The organism is Herbaspirillum sp. VT-16-41, from assembly GCF_001994935.1.
GTDB lineage: Bacteria > Pseudomonadota > Gammaproteobacteria > Burkholderiales > Burkholderiaceae_D > Herbaspirillum > Herbaspirillum frisingense.
The window spans coordinates 107,692-126,146 of sequence record NZ_MUXB01000095.1; the positions used below are offsets into that span (position 1 = coordinate 107,692).

Consider the following 18,455-nt stretch of genomic DNA (forward strand, 5'->3'; position numbering starts at 1 on the left):
CGCACCTCAGAAGGTTTCCCACGCGTCATCGGCTGCGCCATGGCCGGCTGCCGCACCGGCACTGCCCGCTAACACCGCACTGTGGGCGCGGGCCGGGCCAGGCCGGGGGTGCCCAAGACGAACTGCGCGTGGCGGCAATGGCGCGGATTCATCGATGATTTCGGGGCTTGCCGCCTGTGCGCGAGGGCCGCCCGGCAGACGGAACACGCCGACCAGTTCGGACAGCTGTCTGGTCTGATGGGATAGCGAGTGCGAGGCAGAGGCGGCCTCTTCCACCAGTGCGGCATTCTGCTGGGTGACCTCGTCCATCTGGGTGATCGCCTGGTTGACCTGCTCGATGCCCTGCGTCTGTTCATTGCTGGCGGCGGAAATTTCGGCCATCACGTCGGTAACGCGCTGCACACTGGACACCACCTCGGAAATCGTCACCCCGGCCTGCTGGACCAGTCCACTGCCCAGGCCGACCTGCTCCACCGAATTGTCGATGAGCGTCTTGATCTCCTTGGCTGCGGTGGCCGAACGCTGCGCCAGCGAACGCACCTCGGTGGCGACTACTGCGAAGCCGCGCCCCTGTTCCCCGGCGCGCGCGGCCTCCACGGCCGCGTTGAGCGCCAGGATGTTGGTCTGGAAGGCGATACCGTCGATGACGCTGATGATGTCCACGATCTTCTTGGACGATGTATCGATACGTCCCATGGTCTGGATCACCTGGCGCACCACGTTACCGCCCTCTTCGGCAATGGTGGAAGCGCTCAGGGCCAGCTGGTTGGCCTGCCGTGCATTCTCGGCATTCTGTCGTACGGTGGAGGTCAGCTCTTCCATGGCCGAGGCCGTCTCCTCCAGCGAACTGGCCTGCTCTTCGGTACGACTCGACAGGTCCAGGTTACCGCTGGAAATCTGGCCGGAGGCCGTGGCAATGGTGTCGGTGCCGCTCCTGACCTGGCTGACGATGCGTCGTAGGCTGGTATTCATCGACACCAGCGCCTCGGTCAGTTGTCCGGTCTCGTCCCGGGATTGCGCTGCGATCTCGGCCGTCAGGTCACCGGCGGCAATACGGTGGGCGAACTCGCCGGCCGTACGCAGTGGCGTGGAGATCACCCGGGCGATGAACAAGGCCAGCGCCAAGCCTGCAAGCAAGGCGCCGGCCAGGATGGACACCACCCATACCCTTGCCTGCTGGTAGGTGGCCTCTGCGGTCCGGGTGGACTGCACACTGCCGTCGAGGTTGACCTGGGCCAGCTTGTCGATTTCATCGAGCAGGCTCAGATAGTTCTGGAATGCCTGGCCCAGCAGCACGCGCTTGGCCTCATCTGCCCTGCCCGCCTCGATGTCGGCAATGGTCTGGCCATGCAAGGCGATGAATTTCTCGATGCGCTCATTGACGCTGGGGAAAAGCGCCTTTTCCCCGGGCTCGGAGATCTGGGCGGCGTAGGTCTTGCGCGCAAGAGCCAGCGTTTCCAGATTCTTGTTCATGATGGCGACGATGGCTTTGCGTTGCGTCGCATCGTCGTCGTAGAGCGCCATCTGGGCCTCGTTGGCGCGTAGCCGGGAAAGCGCCACTTTCAGGTCATTGAGCGAGCGAATACTGGGCAACCAGTTGCTGGCCAGCTCGCCCGTTGCCTGATTGACCTGGTTGATCTGGAGTACGGCAAAGCCCCCTAGCGCGCCCGTCAACAATAGCAGGCAGGCGAAGGCCAGTAATAGTTTGGTGGCAATTCTCCGGTTGTAGAACCAATTCATGACTTTCCCTCGTCGTCGGATATGCAAAAAATGGCGCCGTTCCGGCTACCGCAGCCGGACTGGCACCCATGCTGCCCCCGAACTTAACCGCATCCTCGCTGCAGTTCCCCTTCCCGAAAAAAATTCCTGCGCATTTTTTCGGAGCGCTTCGTTTCCGTGGAGAGGACGCCCGGACCTTGAGGGAAAATCACAAGAAGAACTTGAACTTTCGTTAAACATTTTCTGACCCTAATCGACATGCTGCCCCCTTGGAAACGCCATGGAAGCAACAGAAAATGCCACTGAGCGCTTTTCTGATCGAAAGCCGTATCAAAAAGCAAACCTCCATTCCCCTCCCGGGTTCAAGAACCGAGGTCACACTCTCCAGCCCGGAAACCAGCGATGCATGGCTGCAGGAGACAAACGCGAAGGTAGAGCTGCCGGAGGGGCATCACGGGCCCCTGCACTATGAAAGTGAATATTTCCTGCTGCCCAAGGGAGGGGCATATCGCTCCTCCAGTCCCTCTGGATGGGTCCTGCACAATCCGCCCGAAATTGACGGTTACAGCCTGTACATCCCGCGCAGCGGCACGCTGTCCTGGCAAACCGGCGCCGACGTCATCGAGTGTCGCGGTGGCAGTGGCATCCTCCTCGACCTGGGGCAGACGCAGCAGATCGCCTGTTCCAGCCAGTCATCGGGACAGGGCTTCTTCTTTTCGCGGCATGGTCTGACGCTGAAACTGTCCATGCTGCTCGATGCCCCGGTACACCGGCAACTGCACTTCCACTCCCCGCTGGTGCAGGCGCCGCACCTGCTGGCGCCACTGACATCGCTCATCGACATCGTCGCCCAGGGGCTGGTGGGAGCGGCACCGCTCAAGCATGCACCGCTGGCCATGGCCAATCTGCTGCAGGCGGCAAGCTACCTGATCCTGCACAACCTGCCGCACAATCATTCGGACGCCCTGGCACGCCACCCTGCCGCGCCCGCGCCGCGCCAGATCAAGCGGGCCGTCGAGTTCATCATGGCCAGGCTGTCGGCGCCCATCACGCTCGTCGACATTGCCCAACACGCCGCCATCAGCGTGCGCTCACTGCAGTCGGGATTTCGCAAATACCGGCAAATGACGCCGATGGAATACCTGCGGACCCAGCGCCTGGCACGGGTGCGGGAAGACCTGCTGGACCCGGCCATCCCGCCTGAAATCCCGCACATCGCGCTGAGCTGGGGCTTTACCCATCTCTATCTGTTCATGCGCTATTACAAGAAACAGTTTGGTGAAAGCCCGCAGGCGACGCTGGGCAGGCGTCAGGTGAAATGAGGGGATGCATGACGGCAGGCGGGCACGGCCTCGCCCGGCTGCGGGTATCATAGCGGCCATGTCTGAATTCGAATTCACCTCCCCCACCGAGCAACTGCGTGCAGAGATTGCCGCCGCCGCTGCCCGCATGATTGCCGAGGACGGCGCCGACTATGGCAGCGCCAAGCGCAAGGCCGCCCGCCAGATCCTGGGCAACCAGAAGGCCAGGGGCGAGATCATGCCCGATAACGAGCAGATCGAAGAAGAAGTGCGCATCTACAATGAGCTCTTCTTTGCCGACACCCAGCCGGCGCGCCTCTTGCACCTGCGCCGGGTAGCGCTGCAGCTGATGCAGGATCTGCAACATTTCAATCCTTACATCACCGGCGCAGTCTGGAATGGCACCGCAGGTGAACATTCTGACATCCACCTGCAGCTGTTCTCGCCCAGCGCCAAGGATGTGGAGATCTTCCTGCTCAACAAGAATGTGAACTTCGAGGTCGGCGAGACCGCGCACTTCCGCACCGGTCAGGCGGTCGAGACCCTGAGTTTCCTGCTGCCCCAGCGCGGCGCCGATCCGGAACTGGCGCACCTGGCCCTGTACGACGAAGATGATCTGCGCGGCAGCCTGCGCGTGGCGCCCGGAAAACGTGCCGACCGGGGCGACGCCGCCGCCCTGGCGCAACTGATCGAGACCACTTCAGAAGAAGACGTGTGATGAAGAAACTGAAAAATGTGATCCTGTTGGCCGTCGTTGCCGTGATTTGCGTGGGTGTGGGCATCTATGCCAGCCATCGCGCCCACCCCGCCGACTCACCCGAGACGCTCGCGCTGAATCAGCTGCTGTCGCAATCCATGCCGGATGCCACCGGCCAGACCCAGTCGCTGGCGCAGTACAAGGGTAGGCCGCTGGTGGTCAACTTCTGGGCCACCTGGTGCGGCCCCTGCGTGGAGGAAATGCCCGAGCTGACAGCCTTGCAGCAGGAAATCGCGCCGGTGCAAATTCTGGGAATTGGCGTGGATAGTCAGGAAAATATCGCCAAGTTTGCGCAAAAGTACCAAATCCGCTATCCTCTCTTCGTTGCCGGAACCGGCGCCACCGATTTGCTGCGGCAATTCGGCAATCAGGCAGGCGGTCTCCCCTTCACCGCTCTGGTGGGCAAGGACGGCAAAGTCAAGAAGGTCTACCTGGGTCGCATCAAGTTCGATGAACTGCGTGCCGACCTCTCCAAGCTCTGATAGAGCAACGCTGGCGCAAATGCATGCGCGACTGCAAATCCGTGAAAAGAAAGTTTTTCTTGCCAAATGATGTCATTTGACGGCAAAATGCGCGCATCGTCGTCAAACGGAGCTTAATCTCCATGGCAAAACAGCTTCTCCTGCTCAATGGCCCGAACCTGAATCTGCTCGGGACCCGGGAGCCGGAAGTCTACGGATCCACCACGCTGGCTGATATCGAGCAGCGCGCGCAAGACCAGGCCCGGGCCGCCGGTGCGGCCCTGGTCGCGTTCCAGAGCAACCATGAAGGTGCGCTGATCGACCGCATCCATCAGGCCCGCCACGAAGGGGTGGACGGCATCATCATCAACCCGGGTGGACTGACCCATACCAGCGTGGCGCTGCGCGATGCGCTGGCCGGGGTGGCGATTCCCTTCATCGAGGTGCATATCTCCAATATCCACCAGCGTGAGCAGTTCCGGCATTTTTCCTACCTGTCCGGCATTGCCCGGGCAGTCCTGTGCGGCTTCGGTGTCGACGGCTATCGCATGGCCGTGGACCATTGGCTGCGTCAATCCTGACGGCGGGCCCGCCCCGTCCCGAACGGATCGTTTCACGTACTGCAAGACCTTGACTGAACCTGCCGGCCGCGACAGAGCGCTGGCGCTTCTCTAATACTACTCATCTACATTCCGAGGGATTCAAATGGATTTACGAAAACTCAAGACGCTGATCGACCTGGTTGCTGAATCGGCGATCGAAGAGCTGGAAGTCACCGAAGGCGAAAGCAAGGTCAGGATCGTCAAGTCGTCCCCGAATGCGCAGAACCAGGTGGTGATGGTGCCGCAACAGCAGGCCTATGCCCCGGCCGCTGCCCCCGTGGCAGCCGCTCCGGTGGCCGCCGCTGCGCCGGCCGCGCCGGCTGCAGCTGCCGTGCCGGAAGGTCATATCGTCAAGTCGCCCATGGTCGGCACCTTCTACCGCTCCTCGGCACCGGGCGCTCCGGCCTTCGTGGAAGTGGGCAAGGAAGTCAAGGAAGGCGACACCCTGTGCATCATCGAAGCCATGAAGCTGCTCAACGAGATCGACGCCGACAAGGGTGGCGTGGTCAAGCAGATCCTGGTGGAAAACGGCCAGGCGGTCGAGTTCGGCCAGCCGCTGTTCGTGCTGGGCTGATCGCATTCAGTCCCTGGCCTGGTCGGCAGGGTCGGTGGTCCTTACGGATACGGCCCTCCTCCGGAACCTATAACGCTTGAACTGGCGACGTCCCATTCCTGTTATGTTTGAAAAAATCCTCATCGCCAACCGTGGCGAAATTGCCCTGCGCATCCAGCGCGCCTGCCGCGAATTGGGTATCAAGACCGTGGTCGTGCACTCCGAGGCCGACCGCGAAGCCAAGTACGTAAAGCTGGCCGATGAGTCGGTCTGCATCGGCCCGGCCCCTTCCGCGCTGTCCTACCTGAACATGCCGGCCATCATCAGCGCGGCCGAAGTGACCGATGCCCAGGCGATCCATCCGGGCTACGGCTTCCTGTCGGAAAACGCCGATTTCGCCGAGCGCGTGGAACAGTCCGGCTTCGTCTTCATCGGCCCGCGCGCGGAAAACATCCGCATGATGGGTGACAAGGTCTCGGCCAAGCAGGCCATGATCCGCGCCGGCGTGCCCTGCGTGCCCGGTTCGGAAGGCGCGCTGCCGGACAACCCCAAGGAAATCGTCCAGATCGCCCGCAAGATCGGCTATCCGGTCATCATCAAGGCCGCTGGCGGCGGCGGTGGTCGCGGCATGCGCGTGGTGCATACGGAAGCTGCGCTGATCAATGCCGTGACCATGACCAAGACCGAAGCCGGTGCCGCCTTTGGCAATCCGGAAGTCTATATGGAGAAGTATCTGGAAAATCCGCGTCACGTGGAAATCCAGATCCTGGCCGACGAGCACAAGCAAGCCATCTGGCTGGGCGAGCGCGACTGCTCCATGCAGCGCCGCCACCAGAAGGTGATCGAGGAAGCACCGGCACCGGGCATCCCGCGCAAGATCATCGAGAAGATCGGCGAACGCTGCGCCGAAGCCTGCCGCAAGATGAACTACCGTGGCGCCGGTACCTTCGAATTCCTGTACGAAAACGAAGAGTTCTACTTCATCGAGATGAACACCCGCGTGCAGGTCGAGCACCCGGTCACCGAGATGATCACCGGCGTGGACATCGTGCAGGAGCAGATCCGCATCGCCGCCGGCGAGAAGCTGCGTTACCGCCAGCGCGACATCGAGCTGAAGGGTCACGCCATCGAGTGCCGCATCAATGCCGAGGACCCGTTCAAGTTCATCCCCTCGCCGGGCCGCATCACTTCCTGGCACGTACCGGGTGGTCCTGGCATCCGCGTCGATTCGCATGCCTACTCCGGCTATTTCGTGCCGCCCAACTATGATTCCATGGTCGGCAAGGTGATCGCCTACGGCGCCACCCGCGAACAGGCCATCCGTCGCATGCAGATCGCCTTGTCGGAAATGGTGGTGGAAGGCATTTCGACCAATATCCCGCTGCACCGCGAGCTGATGGTCGATGCCCGTTTCTTCGAAGGCGGAACCAATATCCATTATCTGGAACATAAGTTGTCGGAGCGTCCGACGGCGCCGGATGCGGAAAAGTCGCTGAAGAAGTAAGCACGCTCCAATCGCAACAACAAGCAACAACGCGCAACATCACGCAACAGCAAAGGCAGGCATATGGCTTGGGTAGAAATCGTCATCGAAGTGGCGCGGGAAGAGGCGGAGGCACTGTCCGACGCCTTGATGGAATCTGGCGCCCTGTCGGTGTCGGTGGAAGATGCGGACGAAGGGACGGACGCCGAGCGTCCGCTCTTCGGCGAACCCGGCATGGAGCCGGAGGAAGCCGCCTGGGACCGCAGCCGCGTGGTAGCGTTGGCCGGCAAGGATGCCGACCACGCCGCCATCGTGACCGATGCGGCCAAGGCCATCGGCCTGGACTATGCCCTGCCCTTTGCGACGCGTAACGTGGAAGAGCAGGACTGGGTGCGCCTGACGCAATCCCAGTTCGAGCCCATCCACATCGGCCAGCGCATCTGGGTCGTGCCGAGCTGGCACGAAGCGCCGGCCGATCCCGATGCTCTGGTGCTGGAACTGGACCCCGGTCTGGCCTTCGGCACTGGCAGCCATCCGACCACCCGGCTGTGCATGGAATGGCTGGAAAGCAATTCCACCAGTGCCCGCACCCTGCTGGACTACGGTTGTGGCTCGGGCATCCTGGCGCTGGTCGCGGCCAAGATCGGCGTTCCCCAGGTCATTGGCGTGGACATCGACCCGCAGGCGCTGGAAGCCGCCCACCACAATACCGAACGCAATCACTGCAGCGCGACCTACTATCTGCCAGAACCCTTCGCCCAGGCCTACCCGGAAGGTGAAAAGTTCGACGTCGTGGTCGCAAATATCCTGGCCGGCCCGCTGCAACTGATGGCGCCCATGCTGGCTGGCCGCGTGCGTGCCGGCGGGTCCCTGGTGCTGTCGGGCGTGCTGGCGCGCCAGGCCACGGAGGTCATCGCCGCCTATGCACCCTACATCACGCTCTCGGTATGGGCGGAGCATGAAGGCTGGGTGGCGCTGGCAGGCCGCCTGCCGGAGTAATCCATGGCGTTGGCGACCCAGTGTCCGCACTGCCTGACCATCTTCAGGGTCGCCAGCGACCAGCTCAAGCTGCGTAACGGACTGGTACGCTGCGGCAGTTGCCGCGAAGTCTTCAACGGCAATGAATTCCTGGTCGAGCCCAGCATCGCCGACGGTCATTACCAGCCGGTGCCGGGCAGCAAGGCCCAGGCCGGCGCACTCCCTGCAGCGAGCACTGCATCGGCAGCACCTGCCATCACAGCCAAGCGCAACCCGCCCTCGGCCTCCCCCTCTTTCCAGCCCCAGCCCGACCCGCTACCCGAGGTCAGGCTGCCGGTGGCACCTGCTGCATCAGAAGCAGCACCACCGATGGCGGAGACCCCAGCGACACCGGCAACTCCGGCGCCCCCGACCACGGCCGCCATTCCGCTGATCGCGGAACCCAAGGTGTTCCGCTCCCCCGCCAGCCCGGGCTATATCCCCGATCTCGGCGCGCCCCTGAAGCTGTCCCAGCCTGAGGACAACGACAAACCCGATCAGACCGGGCCTGCCGCGGACGAAGACCTCGATACCGGCGCCCTGCTACGTCGCTCCTCCGACCCGGCCGAAAACCTGGCGGCACCGCCCGAGGTCGCGGCCGTCTTCAGGATCGACAATGAAACGCCGCCAGCATCGGCAGATGTCACTCACGACGTCGAGTCCGCGCCGATCGAGCGCGAAGAGAGCCTGGAAGACGAGGATCACGCTGCCGTCGATGAGCAGCAGGCGGCCGACGAGCCCGGTTTCGTCAAGCGTGCCGAGCGCAAGGCGCGCGTCGGCCATGCGATGAAGATGCTGATGATGGTGCTGGCCGGCGTGATGGTGCCGGTGCTGCTGCTGCAATCGCTCTATTATTGGCGCAACCCGCTGGCGGCCTCGGTGCCGGTGCTGCGTCCCATGCTCAATGGCATGTGCGTCGCCTTGCATTGCACGGTGGGATTACCGGCCGAAATCGACCGGCTCTCGCTGGAATCCAATGAATTGCAGGTGGTACCGCCCAACCAGAACGTCTATGCGCTGTCCATCGTGATGCGCAATCGCGGCACCAGCGCCCAGGCCTGGCCGCACATCGAACTCACTCTCAACAACGATGACGAGAAGGCCGTGGTGCGAAAGGTCTTCCGTCCACGCGACTATCTTGCCGATGCCGGCCTGATCGACAGCGGCCTGGCCGCTGACAGCGAGCGCCAGATCAAGCTCAACTTCGAGCTCAAGGATGCGCTGGTGTCGGGGTATCGCATCTACCTGTTCTATCCCTGATCCGGCCCTGTCTCCGGCCTGTCCTTGCACCGTGAGGTGCTGCCTGCGTGCCGCTTTTCTTCTACAATGCGGCATCATTCACTTTTCCCGGCGGCCATCTCCATGAGCTCACTGATCTGCGGTTCTCTCGCTTACGACAACATCATGCAATACGAGGGCCGCTTTGCCGAAGCACTGCTGGCCGACCAGTTGCACAAGGTCAACGTATCCTTCCTGGTCCCGACCATGCGTCGCGAGTTTGGCGGTTGCGCCGGCAACATCGCCTACAACCTGAAGCTGCTGGGTGGCGAGCCCATCGTAATGGCTACCGTCGGCCTGGACAGCGCGCCCTATATGGAACGCTTCGCGGCACTGGATATCTCTACCCGCTGCGTGCGCCAGATCGAGGACTCGTTCACCGCCCAATGCTTCATCACCACCGATGCCGACAGCAACCAGATCACCGCCTTCCACCCGGGCGCGATGACCTGGTCGCATGAGAACAAGGTCGCCGATGCCGGTCCGGTCAAGTTCGCCATCGTGGCGCCGGATGGTCGCGACGGCATGCTGCAGCACGCACAGCAGGCGGCTGAACTCGGCATCCCGCTGATCTTCGATCCGGGCCAGGGCATGCCCATGTTCGACGGCAATGACCTGAAGAACTTCATCGACCTGGCCACCTATGTCGCCGTGAACGACTACGAAGCCGAGCTGCTCACGGCCCGTACCGGGCTGACGCTGACGCAGATCGCCGAACGGACCAAGGCCCTGGTGGTCACCCGCGGCGAACTGGGCGCGGAAATCTTCGTGGCTGGCCAGAAGTTCGATATCCCCTGCGTACCGGCTGACCGCATCGCCGACCCCACCGGCTGTGGCGACGCTTTCCGCGCCGGCATGCTGTACGGTCTGACCGAAGGCTATGACTGGGAAACCACCGGTCGCCTGGCCAGCCTGATGGGTTCGATCAAGATCGCGTCGCAAGGTCCGCAGAACCATGCACCCACGCGTGCCGAGATCGAAGAGCGCTTCCACAAGGCTTTCGGTTACCGCTTCGGTTGATACCGGAACGCACGTCGCCTCTGCACAGGCCATTCGCAAGACAGACCAGGAGATCGATCATGCCAGACCATTCATCCTCGCCGCGCCAGGTACGTCTCTTCCTGCGAAGCCTGATTGCCGGCGGCGCGCTGCTGGCGGCAACGCTGGCTTCACCGCTGGCGCTGGCGGCACTCAAACCCGGCGACAAGGCCCCCAAGTTTTCGGCGCCGGCCTCGCTGGGTGGACAGGTCTCGACCTTCTCGCTCTCGGCCGCGCTCAAGAAGGGCCCGGTGGTGCTGTATTTCTACCCGGCGGCCTTCACCTCGGGTTGCACCATCGAAGCCCACCTCTTCGCCGAGGCAGTGGATCGCTACAAGGCATTGGGGGCGACGGTGATTGGCGTGTCCGGTGATGATATCGAGACGCTCAACAAGTTCTCGGTCAGCGAATGCCGCAGCAAATTCGCTGTGGCGGCCGATGTCGACAAGAAGATCATGAAGGCCTATGACGCGCAGTTCATGAAGGTGACCGGTTATGCCAGCCGCACGTCCTACGTGATCACACCCGACCATGCCATCCTCTACGAATACACCGACATGAATCCGGAGAAGCACGTGGAAAACACGATGCAGGCACTGCAGCAGTGGGCGAACCGGCAGAAACGCTGACCGGGGCAATGACCGTGCCCGCCGTGTCTTCGATAGCCCGGCGCAGCGCTCCAAAACAGAAGAGCCGGACAAGTCCGGCTCTTTTTTCGTCGCAGCGATGATCAACGAGGATCGTCAGACCGCCCCGAACAACAGGCCGCTGACCACCCGCACGGCGATCTGCAGCAGGATCAGCAGCACCAGCGGCGACAGGTCCACGCCACCCAGTGGCGGGATGATACGGCGCAGCGGGCGCAGCAGTGGTTCGTTGAGCGCGCGCACGAAGGGCGCCAACGGCGCATAGGGATTGACCCAACTGAAGATGGCTTCGATGATCAGCGTGGCCATGAAGCCATAGCAGATCCATTCGAAGAAGCGCTCCAGCGCGATGAGCAGGATGAGCTTGAAATCAAAATTGGTCTGCAGTCCGAGGATGGCGATGATGGACAGCAGCACGATGATGAAGGCGCCCAGCAGGGATGCCCAGTCATAGGTCCCGCCCGGCAGCACCCGGCGCAGGGGGCGTACCAGCCAGTCCGAGAGCTGGTAGACGAACTGGCCCACCGATTGCGGCGGACGCACGCGTACGACCTGCATCCAGAAACGCAGCAGCATGACACCGGCCAGGATGCTGGCAACGGCATTGACGATCATCGTGAAAATACTATGCAGCACAGGGTTCTCCATCAGTGAGAGGCAGGGCACATACTAGAGTGCATGCGACATCGGTGCAATCCTCACGCCATGCACCGAAGCAGAGGTGGGTGCAGAGGCGGGCACGCACGATCCTTCATATATTGTGCCATCCCTCGTGATTGCCAGAGCCTTGCGGCCCGCAATGCGGGTATAAAAAAACCGCTGCATGGCGGCATGCCATACAGCGGCTTTTCGTCTGAAGGACTCAGACGGGACGCGCGCCGATCTTACGGACGGCCAGCGCCGGTCGGGAACGGCCATGCGGCGGCCGGGTTCAGCACGGTCTTGGCGGCCGGTGCTGCAGCTGCCGGCTTGGCGGCTGCCTTCTTCGGAGCGGCGGCCTTCTTGGGGGCTGCCTTCGGAGCTGCTGCCTTCGGTGCGGCTGCCTTCGGAGCTGCAACCTTCTTGGCGGCTGCCTTCGGAGCGGCGACCTTCTTGGCTGCTGCCTTCGGAGCTGCAACCTTCTTGGCGGCAGCCTTCGGAGCTGCAACCTTCTTGGCGGCTGCCTTCGGAGCGGCGACCTTCTTGGCGGCTGCCTTCGGAGCTGCAACCTTCTTGGCGGCTGCCTTCGGAGCTGCGACCTTCTTGGCGGCTGCCTTCGGAGCTGCAACCTTCTTGGCTGCTGCCTTCGGAGCTGCAACCTTCTTGGCGGCTGCCTTCGGAGCTGCGACCTTCTTTGCGGCTGCCTTCGGTGCTGCAACCTTCTTGGCTGCTGCCTTCGGTGCTGCTGCCTTCTTGGCGGCTGCCTTCGGTGCTGCAACCTTCTTGGCTGCTGCCTTCGGAGCTGCAACCTTCTTGGCTGCTGCCTTCGGAGCTGCGACCTTCTTGGCGGCTGCCTTCGGTGCTGCAACCTTCTTCGCTGCTGCCTTCGGAGCGGCTGCCTTCTTGGCAGCTGCCGGCTTGGCGGCGGCCTTCGCTACGGTCTTCTTGGCAGTAGCCGCGACGACCTTCTTGGTGGTTTCCTTAGCGGCTGCTGCCTTCTTTGCCGCCGGCTTCTTGGCCGCGGGCTTCTTTGCTGCTGTTGCCATTTTGTTTCTCCTTCTTCACGTGAATGGAAAAAATCAAGCTTGATATAAGCAACCCGCAAGCGACATCGCGATGACGCGGGCGGGTTATTCATCGGCACAAGCAGCCTGTCGCTTGCGCTAATGAATTCGGCACCAGCTGAACTGCTGCATCCCCTCACCTATGCAGCGCTTCAGCTATCTTGGCGACGCCCCTCCGGTAGTGCCCGCGCAATGGCGCAGGATGAAGTCGACTACGGGAGCAGGCGCGACACCAAAAAAAACGCCAGCGTGTTCAAACGCTAGCGTCGGAATCGCGTTCCTGAAAAACTTCGGCGTTTTTCAAAGGAAAAGCCGCCTGACCCGACACGATGGGGTTAAGCGGCGATAACAGAGAAGAATGGTTCGGTCTCTGACTGTTCATTAATTTGGCGTATGCCTTTCAGTTTCAGCGGCCGGGTATCTTGCAAGCTACCCGACCACCGTTGTGCATCCTGTCTCGCGGAAGAGTACTTCGAGACTGCACGTCATTCCCAACTCAGCGCGCCCCCGGTTTGGTATTCGATGACTCGGGTCTCGAAGAAGTTGCGCTCCTTCTTCAGATCAATCATCTCGCTCATCCACGGGAACGGATTTTCTTCTTGTGCGAACAGCGGGTCCAATCCGATTTGCTGTGCGCGGCGGTTTGCGATGAATCGCAGGTAGCCCTTGAACATGGTGGCGTTCAACCCGAGCACGCCTCGCGGCATTGTATCCTCTGCGTAACGATATTCCAACTCCACCGCGCGTAAAAACAACGATTTGATCTCTTCGCGGAATTCAGGAGTCCACAGGTGCGGGTTCTCCATCTTCACGGTGTTGATCAGGTCGATGCCGAAGTTGCAGTGCATCGATTCGTCACGCAGGATGTACTGGTACTGTTCGGCCGCGCCCATCATCTTGTTCTGGCGACCCAGCGCGAGGATCTGCGTGAAGCCCACGTAGAAGAACAGACCTTCCATGATGCAGGCGAAGACGATCAGCGACTTCAGCAGCTTCTGGTCATTCTCCATCGTGCCGGTCTTGAACTCGGGATCGGTCAGCGTATCGATGAAGGGGATGAGGAACTCGTCCTTGTCGCGGATCGAAGCGACCTCGTGATAGGCGTTGAAGATCTCGGCTTCATCCAGGCCCAGCGACTCGACGATGTACTGGTAGGCGTGGGTGTGGATGGCTTCCTCGAAGGCCTGGCGCAGCAGGTACTGGCGGCACTCGGGTGCAGTGATGTGGCGATAGGTGCCCAGCACGATGTTGTTGGCGGCCAGCGAGTCGGCAGTGACGAAGAAGCCCAGGTTGCGCTTGACCAGACGACGCTCGTCCTCGGTCAGGCCGTTCGGATTCTTCCACAGCTCGATGTCGCGCTGCATGTTGATTTCCTGCGGCATCCAGTGGTTGGCGCAGCCGGCCAGGTATTTGTCCCAGGCCCACTTGTACTTGAAGGGGACCAGCTGGTTGACGTCGGTGTGGCCGTTGATGATGCGCTTGTCGGCAGCGTTGACGCGACGGGTGGTATCGACCGCGTCGGCCTTGCCGGCCATGAGCGCCGGGTTCAGCGCAGCATTGGACTGCTGCACGTTGCCGAAGGCAGGTTGCAACTGCGGCTGCGCCATGTTCGGAGTGCGCGGCGCCTGGGTCGGCTTGGCTTCATCATCCCAAGAAAGCATCTGTGGTTCCTCTTTACTGTGTCGGAAGCTGCCGGCCGGTGACACTGGCTCGGCGGAGTTCCGGGTATCTATCAGGTGACAACGGCGCATCCGGTGAAGTTCACCGCGATGCGCCGACTAGGTTGGGTGGGGCTGGGGACAGTGTAGCTGCCGGCATCTCGGATGACCTTGATCATCCTCATCGGCAGGCCATCCCGGCCCCCACCCGGGTTGCTTACTGGCAGGCCTCGCACTCTTCGAAGCCGGCGTCGCCCGGACGCATGGTGCAGACCGGACCATCGGCTTCGATGGAAGCGCCCGGGGTCGGCATCACGTAGGCCGCCGAAGCGGTGGCAGCCGAGGCGATGGGTGCGGCCGGAACCGCATTGCCCGAGGCCGAAGCCATGCTGCCGGCGCCGCCGTCGACTGCCACGGCGTTCAATGCACCCGCGCGGGAAGTGGACTTCTCGGTGTGGGTGGCACCGATGGTGCGCAGGTAGTAGGTGGTCTTCAGACCGCGCAGCCAGGCCAGCTTGTAGGTCTCGTCCAGACGCTTGCCGGAGGCGCCGGCCATGTAGATGTTCAGCGACTGGGCCTGGTCGATCCACTTCTGGCGACGCGAGGCGGCTTCCACCAGCCAGGACGGGTCCACTTCGAAGGCGGTGGCGTAGATGTCGCGCAGGTCTTGCGGGATGCGGTCGATCTTGGCCAGGCTGCCGTCGAAATACTTGAGGTCGGCGACCATCACTTCGTCCCACAGGCCACGGGCCTTCAGGTCACGTACCAGGTACTCGTTGATTTCGGTGAATTCGCCCGACAGGTTCGACTTCACGTACAGGTTCTGGTAGGTCGGCTCGATGCAGGCCGACACGCCGATGATGTTGGAGATGGTCGCCGTCGGCGCAATGGCCACGCAGTTGGAGTTGCGCATGCCGTGTTCGGCGATGCGCGCACGCAGGGCGGCCCAGTCCAGGGTCTCGGTGGTGTCGGTTTCCAGGTAGCCGCCGCGCTCTTGCGCCAGCAGCTTCAGGGAGTCCTGGGGCAGGATGCCGCGATCCCACAGCGAACCGCGGTAGGAGGCGTAACGGCCGCGCTCTTCAGCCAGTTCGGTGGAGGCCATGTAGGCGTAGTAGCAGACGGCTTCCATGGAGCGGTCGGCGAACTCGACAGCGTCCATCGAGGCGTACGGCACGCGCTTGATGTGCAGGCAGTCCTGGAAGCCCATGATGCCCATGCCCACCGGACGGTGACGCAGGTTGGAATCACGGGCCTTCTTGACGGCGTAGTAGTTGATGTCGATGACGTTATCCAGCATGCGCATGGCGGTGCGGATGGTCTTTTGCAGCTTGGCATGGTCCAGCTCGCCATTGACCAGATGCGCCGGCAGGTTCACCGAACCCAGGTTGCAGACCGCGATTTCGCTGTCGTTGGTGTTCAGGGTGATCTCGGTGCACAGGTTGGAGCTGTGGACCACGCCCACGTGTTGCTGGGGCGAACGGATGTTGCAAGGATCCTTGAAGGTGATCCAGGGGTGGCCGGTCTCGAAGAGCATCGACAGCATCTTGCGCCACAGGTCGTTGGCCTGGACCTTCTTGAAGAGCTTGAGCTCGCCGCGGGCGGCTTTGGCTTCATAGCCGGTGTAGGCTTCTTCGAAGGCACGGCCGAACTTGTCGTGCAGGTCCGGGGTGTCGGAGGGCGAAAACAGGGTCCACTCGCCCTTTTCCATCACGCGCTTCATGAACAGGTCGGGAATCCAGTTCGCGGTGTTCATGTCGTGGGTGCGGCGGCGGTCGTCGCCGGTGTTCTTGCGCAGCTCGAGGAATTCCTCGATGTCCATGTGCCAGGTTTCGAGGTAGGCGCAGACTGCCCCCTTGCGCTTGCCGCCCTGGTTGACCGCCACGGCGGTGTCGTTGACCACCTTCAGGAAGGGGACCACGCCTTGCGACTTGCCGTTGGTGCCCTTGATGTGGGCGCCCAGGGCGCGCACCGGGGTCCAGTCATTGCCCAGGCCGCCGGCGAACTTGGCCAGCAGGGCGTTTTCCTTGATGGCTTCGTAGATGCCGTCCAGGTCGTCGGCCACGGTGGTCAGGTAGCACGAGGACAGCTGCGAGCGCAGGGTACCCGAGTTGAACAGGGTCGGGGTCGAGCTCATGAAGTCGAAGGACGACAGCAGGTCGTAGAACTCGATGGCGCGGGCTTCGCGATCGATCTCGTTGAGCGCCAGGCCCATGGCCACGCGCATGTAGAAGGCCTGCGGCATTTCGATGCGGGTACCGCTGATGTGCAGGAAGTAGCGGTCATACAGGGTCTGCAGGCCGATGTAGCCGAACTGCAGGTCACGCTCGGGCTTGATGGCAGCAGCCAGCTTGGCCAGGTCGAACTGGGCCAGCTTGGTGTCGAGCAGCTCGGCGTCGATACCCTTCTTGACGTATTGCGGGAAGTACTCCAGGTACTCGGCCGGTGCATCGGCTTGCGCCACTTCCTTGCCGAAGACTTCCTTGCGGATGGTGTGCATCAGCAGACGCGAAGTCACCTGGCTGTAGGCCGGGTCCTTTTCCATCAGCGCGCGGGCAGCCAGGATGGCGGACTTGTACAGCTCTTCGACGGGCACGCCGTCGTACAGGTTCTTGACGGTCTCGGCGAGGATGGCATCCGCATCGACATGACCGTCCAGGCCGACGCAGGCGGCGTCGATCAGGGCACGCACTTCGGCGATCTCCAGCGGGCGGCTCTGGCCATCTTCGGTCACGTGCAGTTGCGGGGCGACCACTTCGGTCTTGTTGGCGGCACCCTGCTGGGCGCGCTCTTCCATGCGCTTGGCACGGTACAGCACGTAGGCGCGGGCCACGTCATGCTCGCCCGAGCGCATCAGGGCCAGTTCGACCTGGTCCTGGATGTCTTCGATATGGAAAGTGCCGCCGGCGGGCTGGCGACGCACCAGCGCCGACACCACGTTGGCGGTCAGTTGCTCGACCATCTCGCGCACGCGCGCCGAGGCCGCGCCCTGGCCACCGTTGACGGCCAGGAAGGCCTTGGTCACGGCGATGGAAATCTTGGAGGGCTCGAAACCGACCACGGCGCCGTTGCGGCGGATGATGCGGTATTCGCCCAGACCAGCGGACTGGGATACGACGGTCTGGCCTTCAGCGGAGCCTTCCAGCTCGGCGGACACGCCAAACGGGGCAGGCGATTTGACGGAAATTTCTTGGGTTGAGCGCACTTAGCCTCCTGGATACATGGAGCAGACGAGCGGGGTGATCGCCTGCGTTGCTAATAACTAAACAATTCAATCCCGGCTGCAGGGATTGGAAAACGACGGAAGCGCCGCACAATGACTATCCCTTGCGTGGACATTCATGCTGACGCAAAAACTGCTTGAACCTGATGAGTGGAACGACGGAAATAAAAGAAGGATGAACCGCGGGCGTTGTCGTACTTGGTTACTGCCTCGTGGGTCTTTCACCTTCTGAAGCACTGCCGAAACGGGCCATCTGTGGATGAAGACCCTTGTACAAAAATAAGTTCACCAGAACACTACATCTAGTATCAAAACATCGATTGGGACTAATTCTAGTGGCGCCACTTTGATGATGCAACCGCTATTTCTAGAATTTTTCGTCCGTGGAAGCTTGACTTTTGTGTAGCCCAAGAGGGAAGCGCAATTGCGCCCCGTTAATGATTTTCATCATTTCCTCCCGATAGCGGTCCCAGTCGAAACAGGGACCGGGATCGGTCTTGCGCACCGGCGCGATGTGTTCGTGACCGGCGACAGAGGTGAGTCCATAGCGGGTGACCAAGGCCTGGGACAGCTTCGCCAGGGCCGGATACTGGGCCTCGGCAAAGGGTGCGAAGTCGGTCCCTTCCAGCTCGATGCCGATGGAAAAGTCATTGCAGCGCTCACGGCCATCGAAGACCGACACCCCGGCATGCCAGGCTCGACGGTGAGCGGGGACGAACTGCACGACCTCGCCGTCGCGGCGGATCAGGAAATGCGCCGAGACCCGCAGCGGCCGCAACTGGTCGAAATAGGGATGGGCTTCGAAGTCGAGACGGTTGCAGAACAGGTCTGCTATATAAGGGCCACCGAACTGACCGGGCGGCAGGCTGATGTTGTGGATCACCAGCAGGTCCGTCACCACGCCCGCCGGCCGCTCATCGCAGTTGGGCGAGGGCTCGCGGCGGGCTTGTCGGCACCAGCCCTCGTCGTCGATATCCCAGGTACTCCAGGTATCGGCCTCGGTGATGGGTACGCTCAT

Annotated in this window: 16 protein-coding genes; 10 read left to right on the forward strand and 6 right to left on the reverse strand. The window is 62.1% G+C overall.

What is annotated here, in order from left to right:
- Positions 1–6 precede the first annotated feature (6 nt).
- The gene (locus BTM36_RS07445) at positions 7–1,740 is read right to left on the reverse strand and encodes a methyl-accepting chemotaxis protein (RefSeq protein ID WP_077235768.1); all 1,734 of its coding nucleotides are present in this window, start codon (positions 1,738–1,740) and stop codon (positions 7–9) included.
- Between the two features lie 275 nt (positions 1,741–2,015).
- Here BTM36_RS07445 and BTM36_RS07450 point away from each other — a divergent pair, with 275 nt between their 5' ends.
- The 10 genes from BTM36_RS07450 to BTM36_RS07495 all read left to right on the forward strand — a co-directional run bounded on the left by BTM36_RS07450 (position 2,016) and on the right by BTM36_RS07495 (position 10,838).
- On the forward strand, positions 2,016–3,041 hold the full coding sequence (locus BTM36_RS07450; RefSeq protein WP_077235769.1) for an AraC family transcriptional regulator: 1,026 nt from the start codon (positions 2,016–2,018) through the stop codon (positions 3,039–3,041).
- Positions 3,042–3,090: 49 nt separating this feature from the next.
- Entirely contained in the window at positions 3,091–3,738 is a 648-nt protein-coding gene (locus tag BTM36_RS07455; protein ID WP_077235899.1) for a hypothetical protein, read from the forward strand.
- Positions 3,738–4,259 (forward strand): TlpA disulfide reductase family protein, encoded by a 522-nt coding sequence (locus BTM36_RS07460; RefSeq protein WP_077235770.1) that lies wholly within the window; start codon positions 3,738–3,740, stop codon positions 4,257–4,259. The genes BTM36_RS07455 and BTM36_RS07460 overlap by 1 nt, the downstream gene beginning before the upstream one ends.
- Before the next feature lie 122 nt (positions 4,260–4,381).
- Positions 4,382–4,819: a type II 3-dehydroquinate dehydratase gene (aroQ, locus tag BTM36_RS07465; RefSeq protein ID WP_006463608.1), complete on the forward strand. Its 438-nt coding sequence runs from the start codon at positions 4,382–4,384 to the stop codon at positions 4,817–4,819.
- Between the two features lie 124 nt (positions 4,820–4,943).
- Positions 4,944–5,414, forward strand: a complete 471-nt coding sequence (accB, locus tag BTM36_RS07470; RefSeq protein ID WP_006463607.1) for an acetyl-CoA carboxylase biotin carboxyl carrier protein — start codon at positions 4,944–4,946, stop codon at positions 5,412–5,414.
- 103 nt (positions 5,415–5,517) lie between these two features.
- Positions 5,518–6,897 (forward strand): acetyl-CoA carboxylase biotin carboxylase subunit, encoded by a 1,380-nt coding sequence (accC, locus tag BTM36_RS07475; protein ID WP_006463606.1) that lies wholly within the window; start codon positions 5,518–5,520, stop codon positions 6,895–6,897.
- Between the two features lie 63 nt (positions 6,898–6,960).
- A complete protein-coding gene (prmA, locus tag BTM36_RS07480) occupies positions 6,961–7,875 on the forward strand; it encodes a 50S ribosomal protein L11 methyltransferase (RefSeq protein ID WP_077235771.1) in 915 nt (304 codons plus the stop codon).
- A gap of 3 nt (positions 7,876–7,878) precedes the next feature.
- Positions 7,879–9,153, forward strand: coding sequence for a DUF3426 domain-containing protein (locus BTM36_RS07485; RefSeq protein ID WP_077235772.1), 1,275 nt, complete (start codon positions 7,879–7,881; stop codon positions 9,151–9,153).
- 102 nt (positions 9,154–9,255) lie between these two features.
- Positions 9,256–10,191 (forward strand): carbohydrate kinase family protein, encoded by a 936-nt coding sequence (locus BTM36_RS07490; RefSeq protein WP_077235773.1) that lies wholly within the window; start codon positions 9,256–9,258, stop codon positions 10,189–10,191.
- Positions 10,192–10,250: 59 nt separating this feature from the next.
- Positions 10,251–10,838, forward strand: coding sequence for a peroxiredoxin (locus tag BTM36_RS07495; RefSeq protein ID WP_077235774.1), 588 nt, complete (start codon positions 10,251–10,253; stop codon positions 10,836–10,838).
- Between the two features lie 114 nt (positions 10,839–10,952).
- Here the strand turns inward: BTM36_RS07495 and BTM36_RS07500 are convergent, their stop codons facing one another.
- The 5 genes from BTM36_RS07500 to ampD all read right to left on the reverse strand — a co-directional run bounded on the left by BTM36_RS07500 (position 10,953) and on the right by ampD (position 18,455).
- Positions 10,953–11,492: a YggT family protein gene (locus BTM36_RS07500; RefSeq protein WP_006463601.1), complete on the reverse strand. Its 540-nt coding sequence runs from the start codon at positions 11,490–11,492 to the stop codon at positions 10,953–10,955.
- A gap of 248 nt (positions 11,493–11,740) precedes the next feature.
- Positions 11,741–12,541 carry a histone H1-like DNA-binding protein gene (locus BTM36_RS07505; protein WP_077235775.1) on the reverse strand — a complete coding sequence of 267 codons (801 nt, stop codon included), beginning with the start codon at positions 12,539–12,541 and terminating at the stop codon, positions 11,741–11,743.
- A 503-nt stretch (positions 12,542–13,044) separates the two neighbouring features.
- Positions 13,045–14,220 carry a ribonucleotide-diphosphate reductase subunit beta gene (locus BTM36_RS07510; RefSeq protein ID WP_006713240.1) on the reverse strand — a complete coding sequence of 392 codons (1,176 nt, stop codon included), beginning with the start codon at positions 14,218–14,220 and terminating at the stop codon, positions 13,045–13,047.
- A gap of 214 nt (positions 14,221–14,434) precedes the next feature.
- The gene (locus BTM36_RS07515; RefSeq protein ID WP_077235776.1) at positions 14,435–17,419 is read right to left on the reverse strand and encodes a ribonucleoside-diphosphate reductase subunit alpha; all 2,985 of its coding nucleotides are present in this window, start codon (positions 17,417–17,419) and stop codon (positions 14,435–14,437) included.
- A gap of 385 nt (positions 17,420–17,804) precedes the next feature.
- On the reverse strand, positions 17,805–18,455 hold the full coding sequence (ampD, locus tag BTM36_RS07520) for a 1,6-anhydro-N-acetylmuramyl-L-alanine amidase AmpD (RefSeq protein WP_077235777.1): 651 nt from the start codon (positions 18,453–18,455) through the stop codon (positions 17,805–17,807).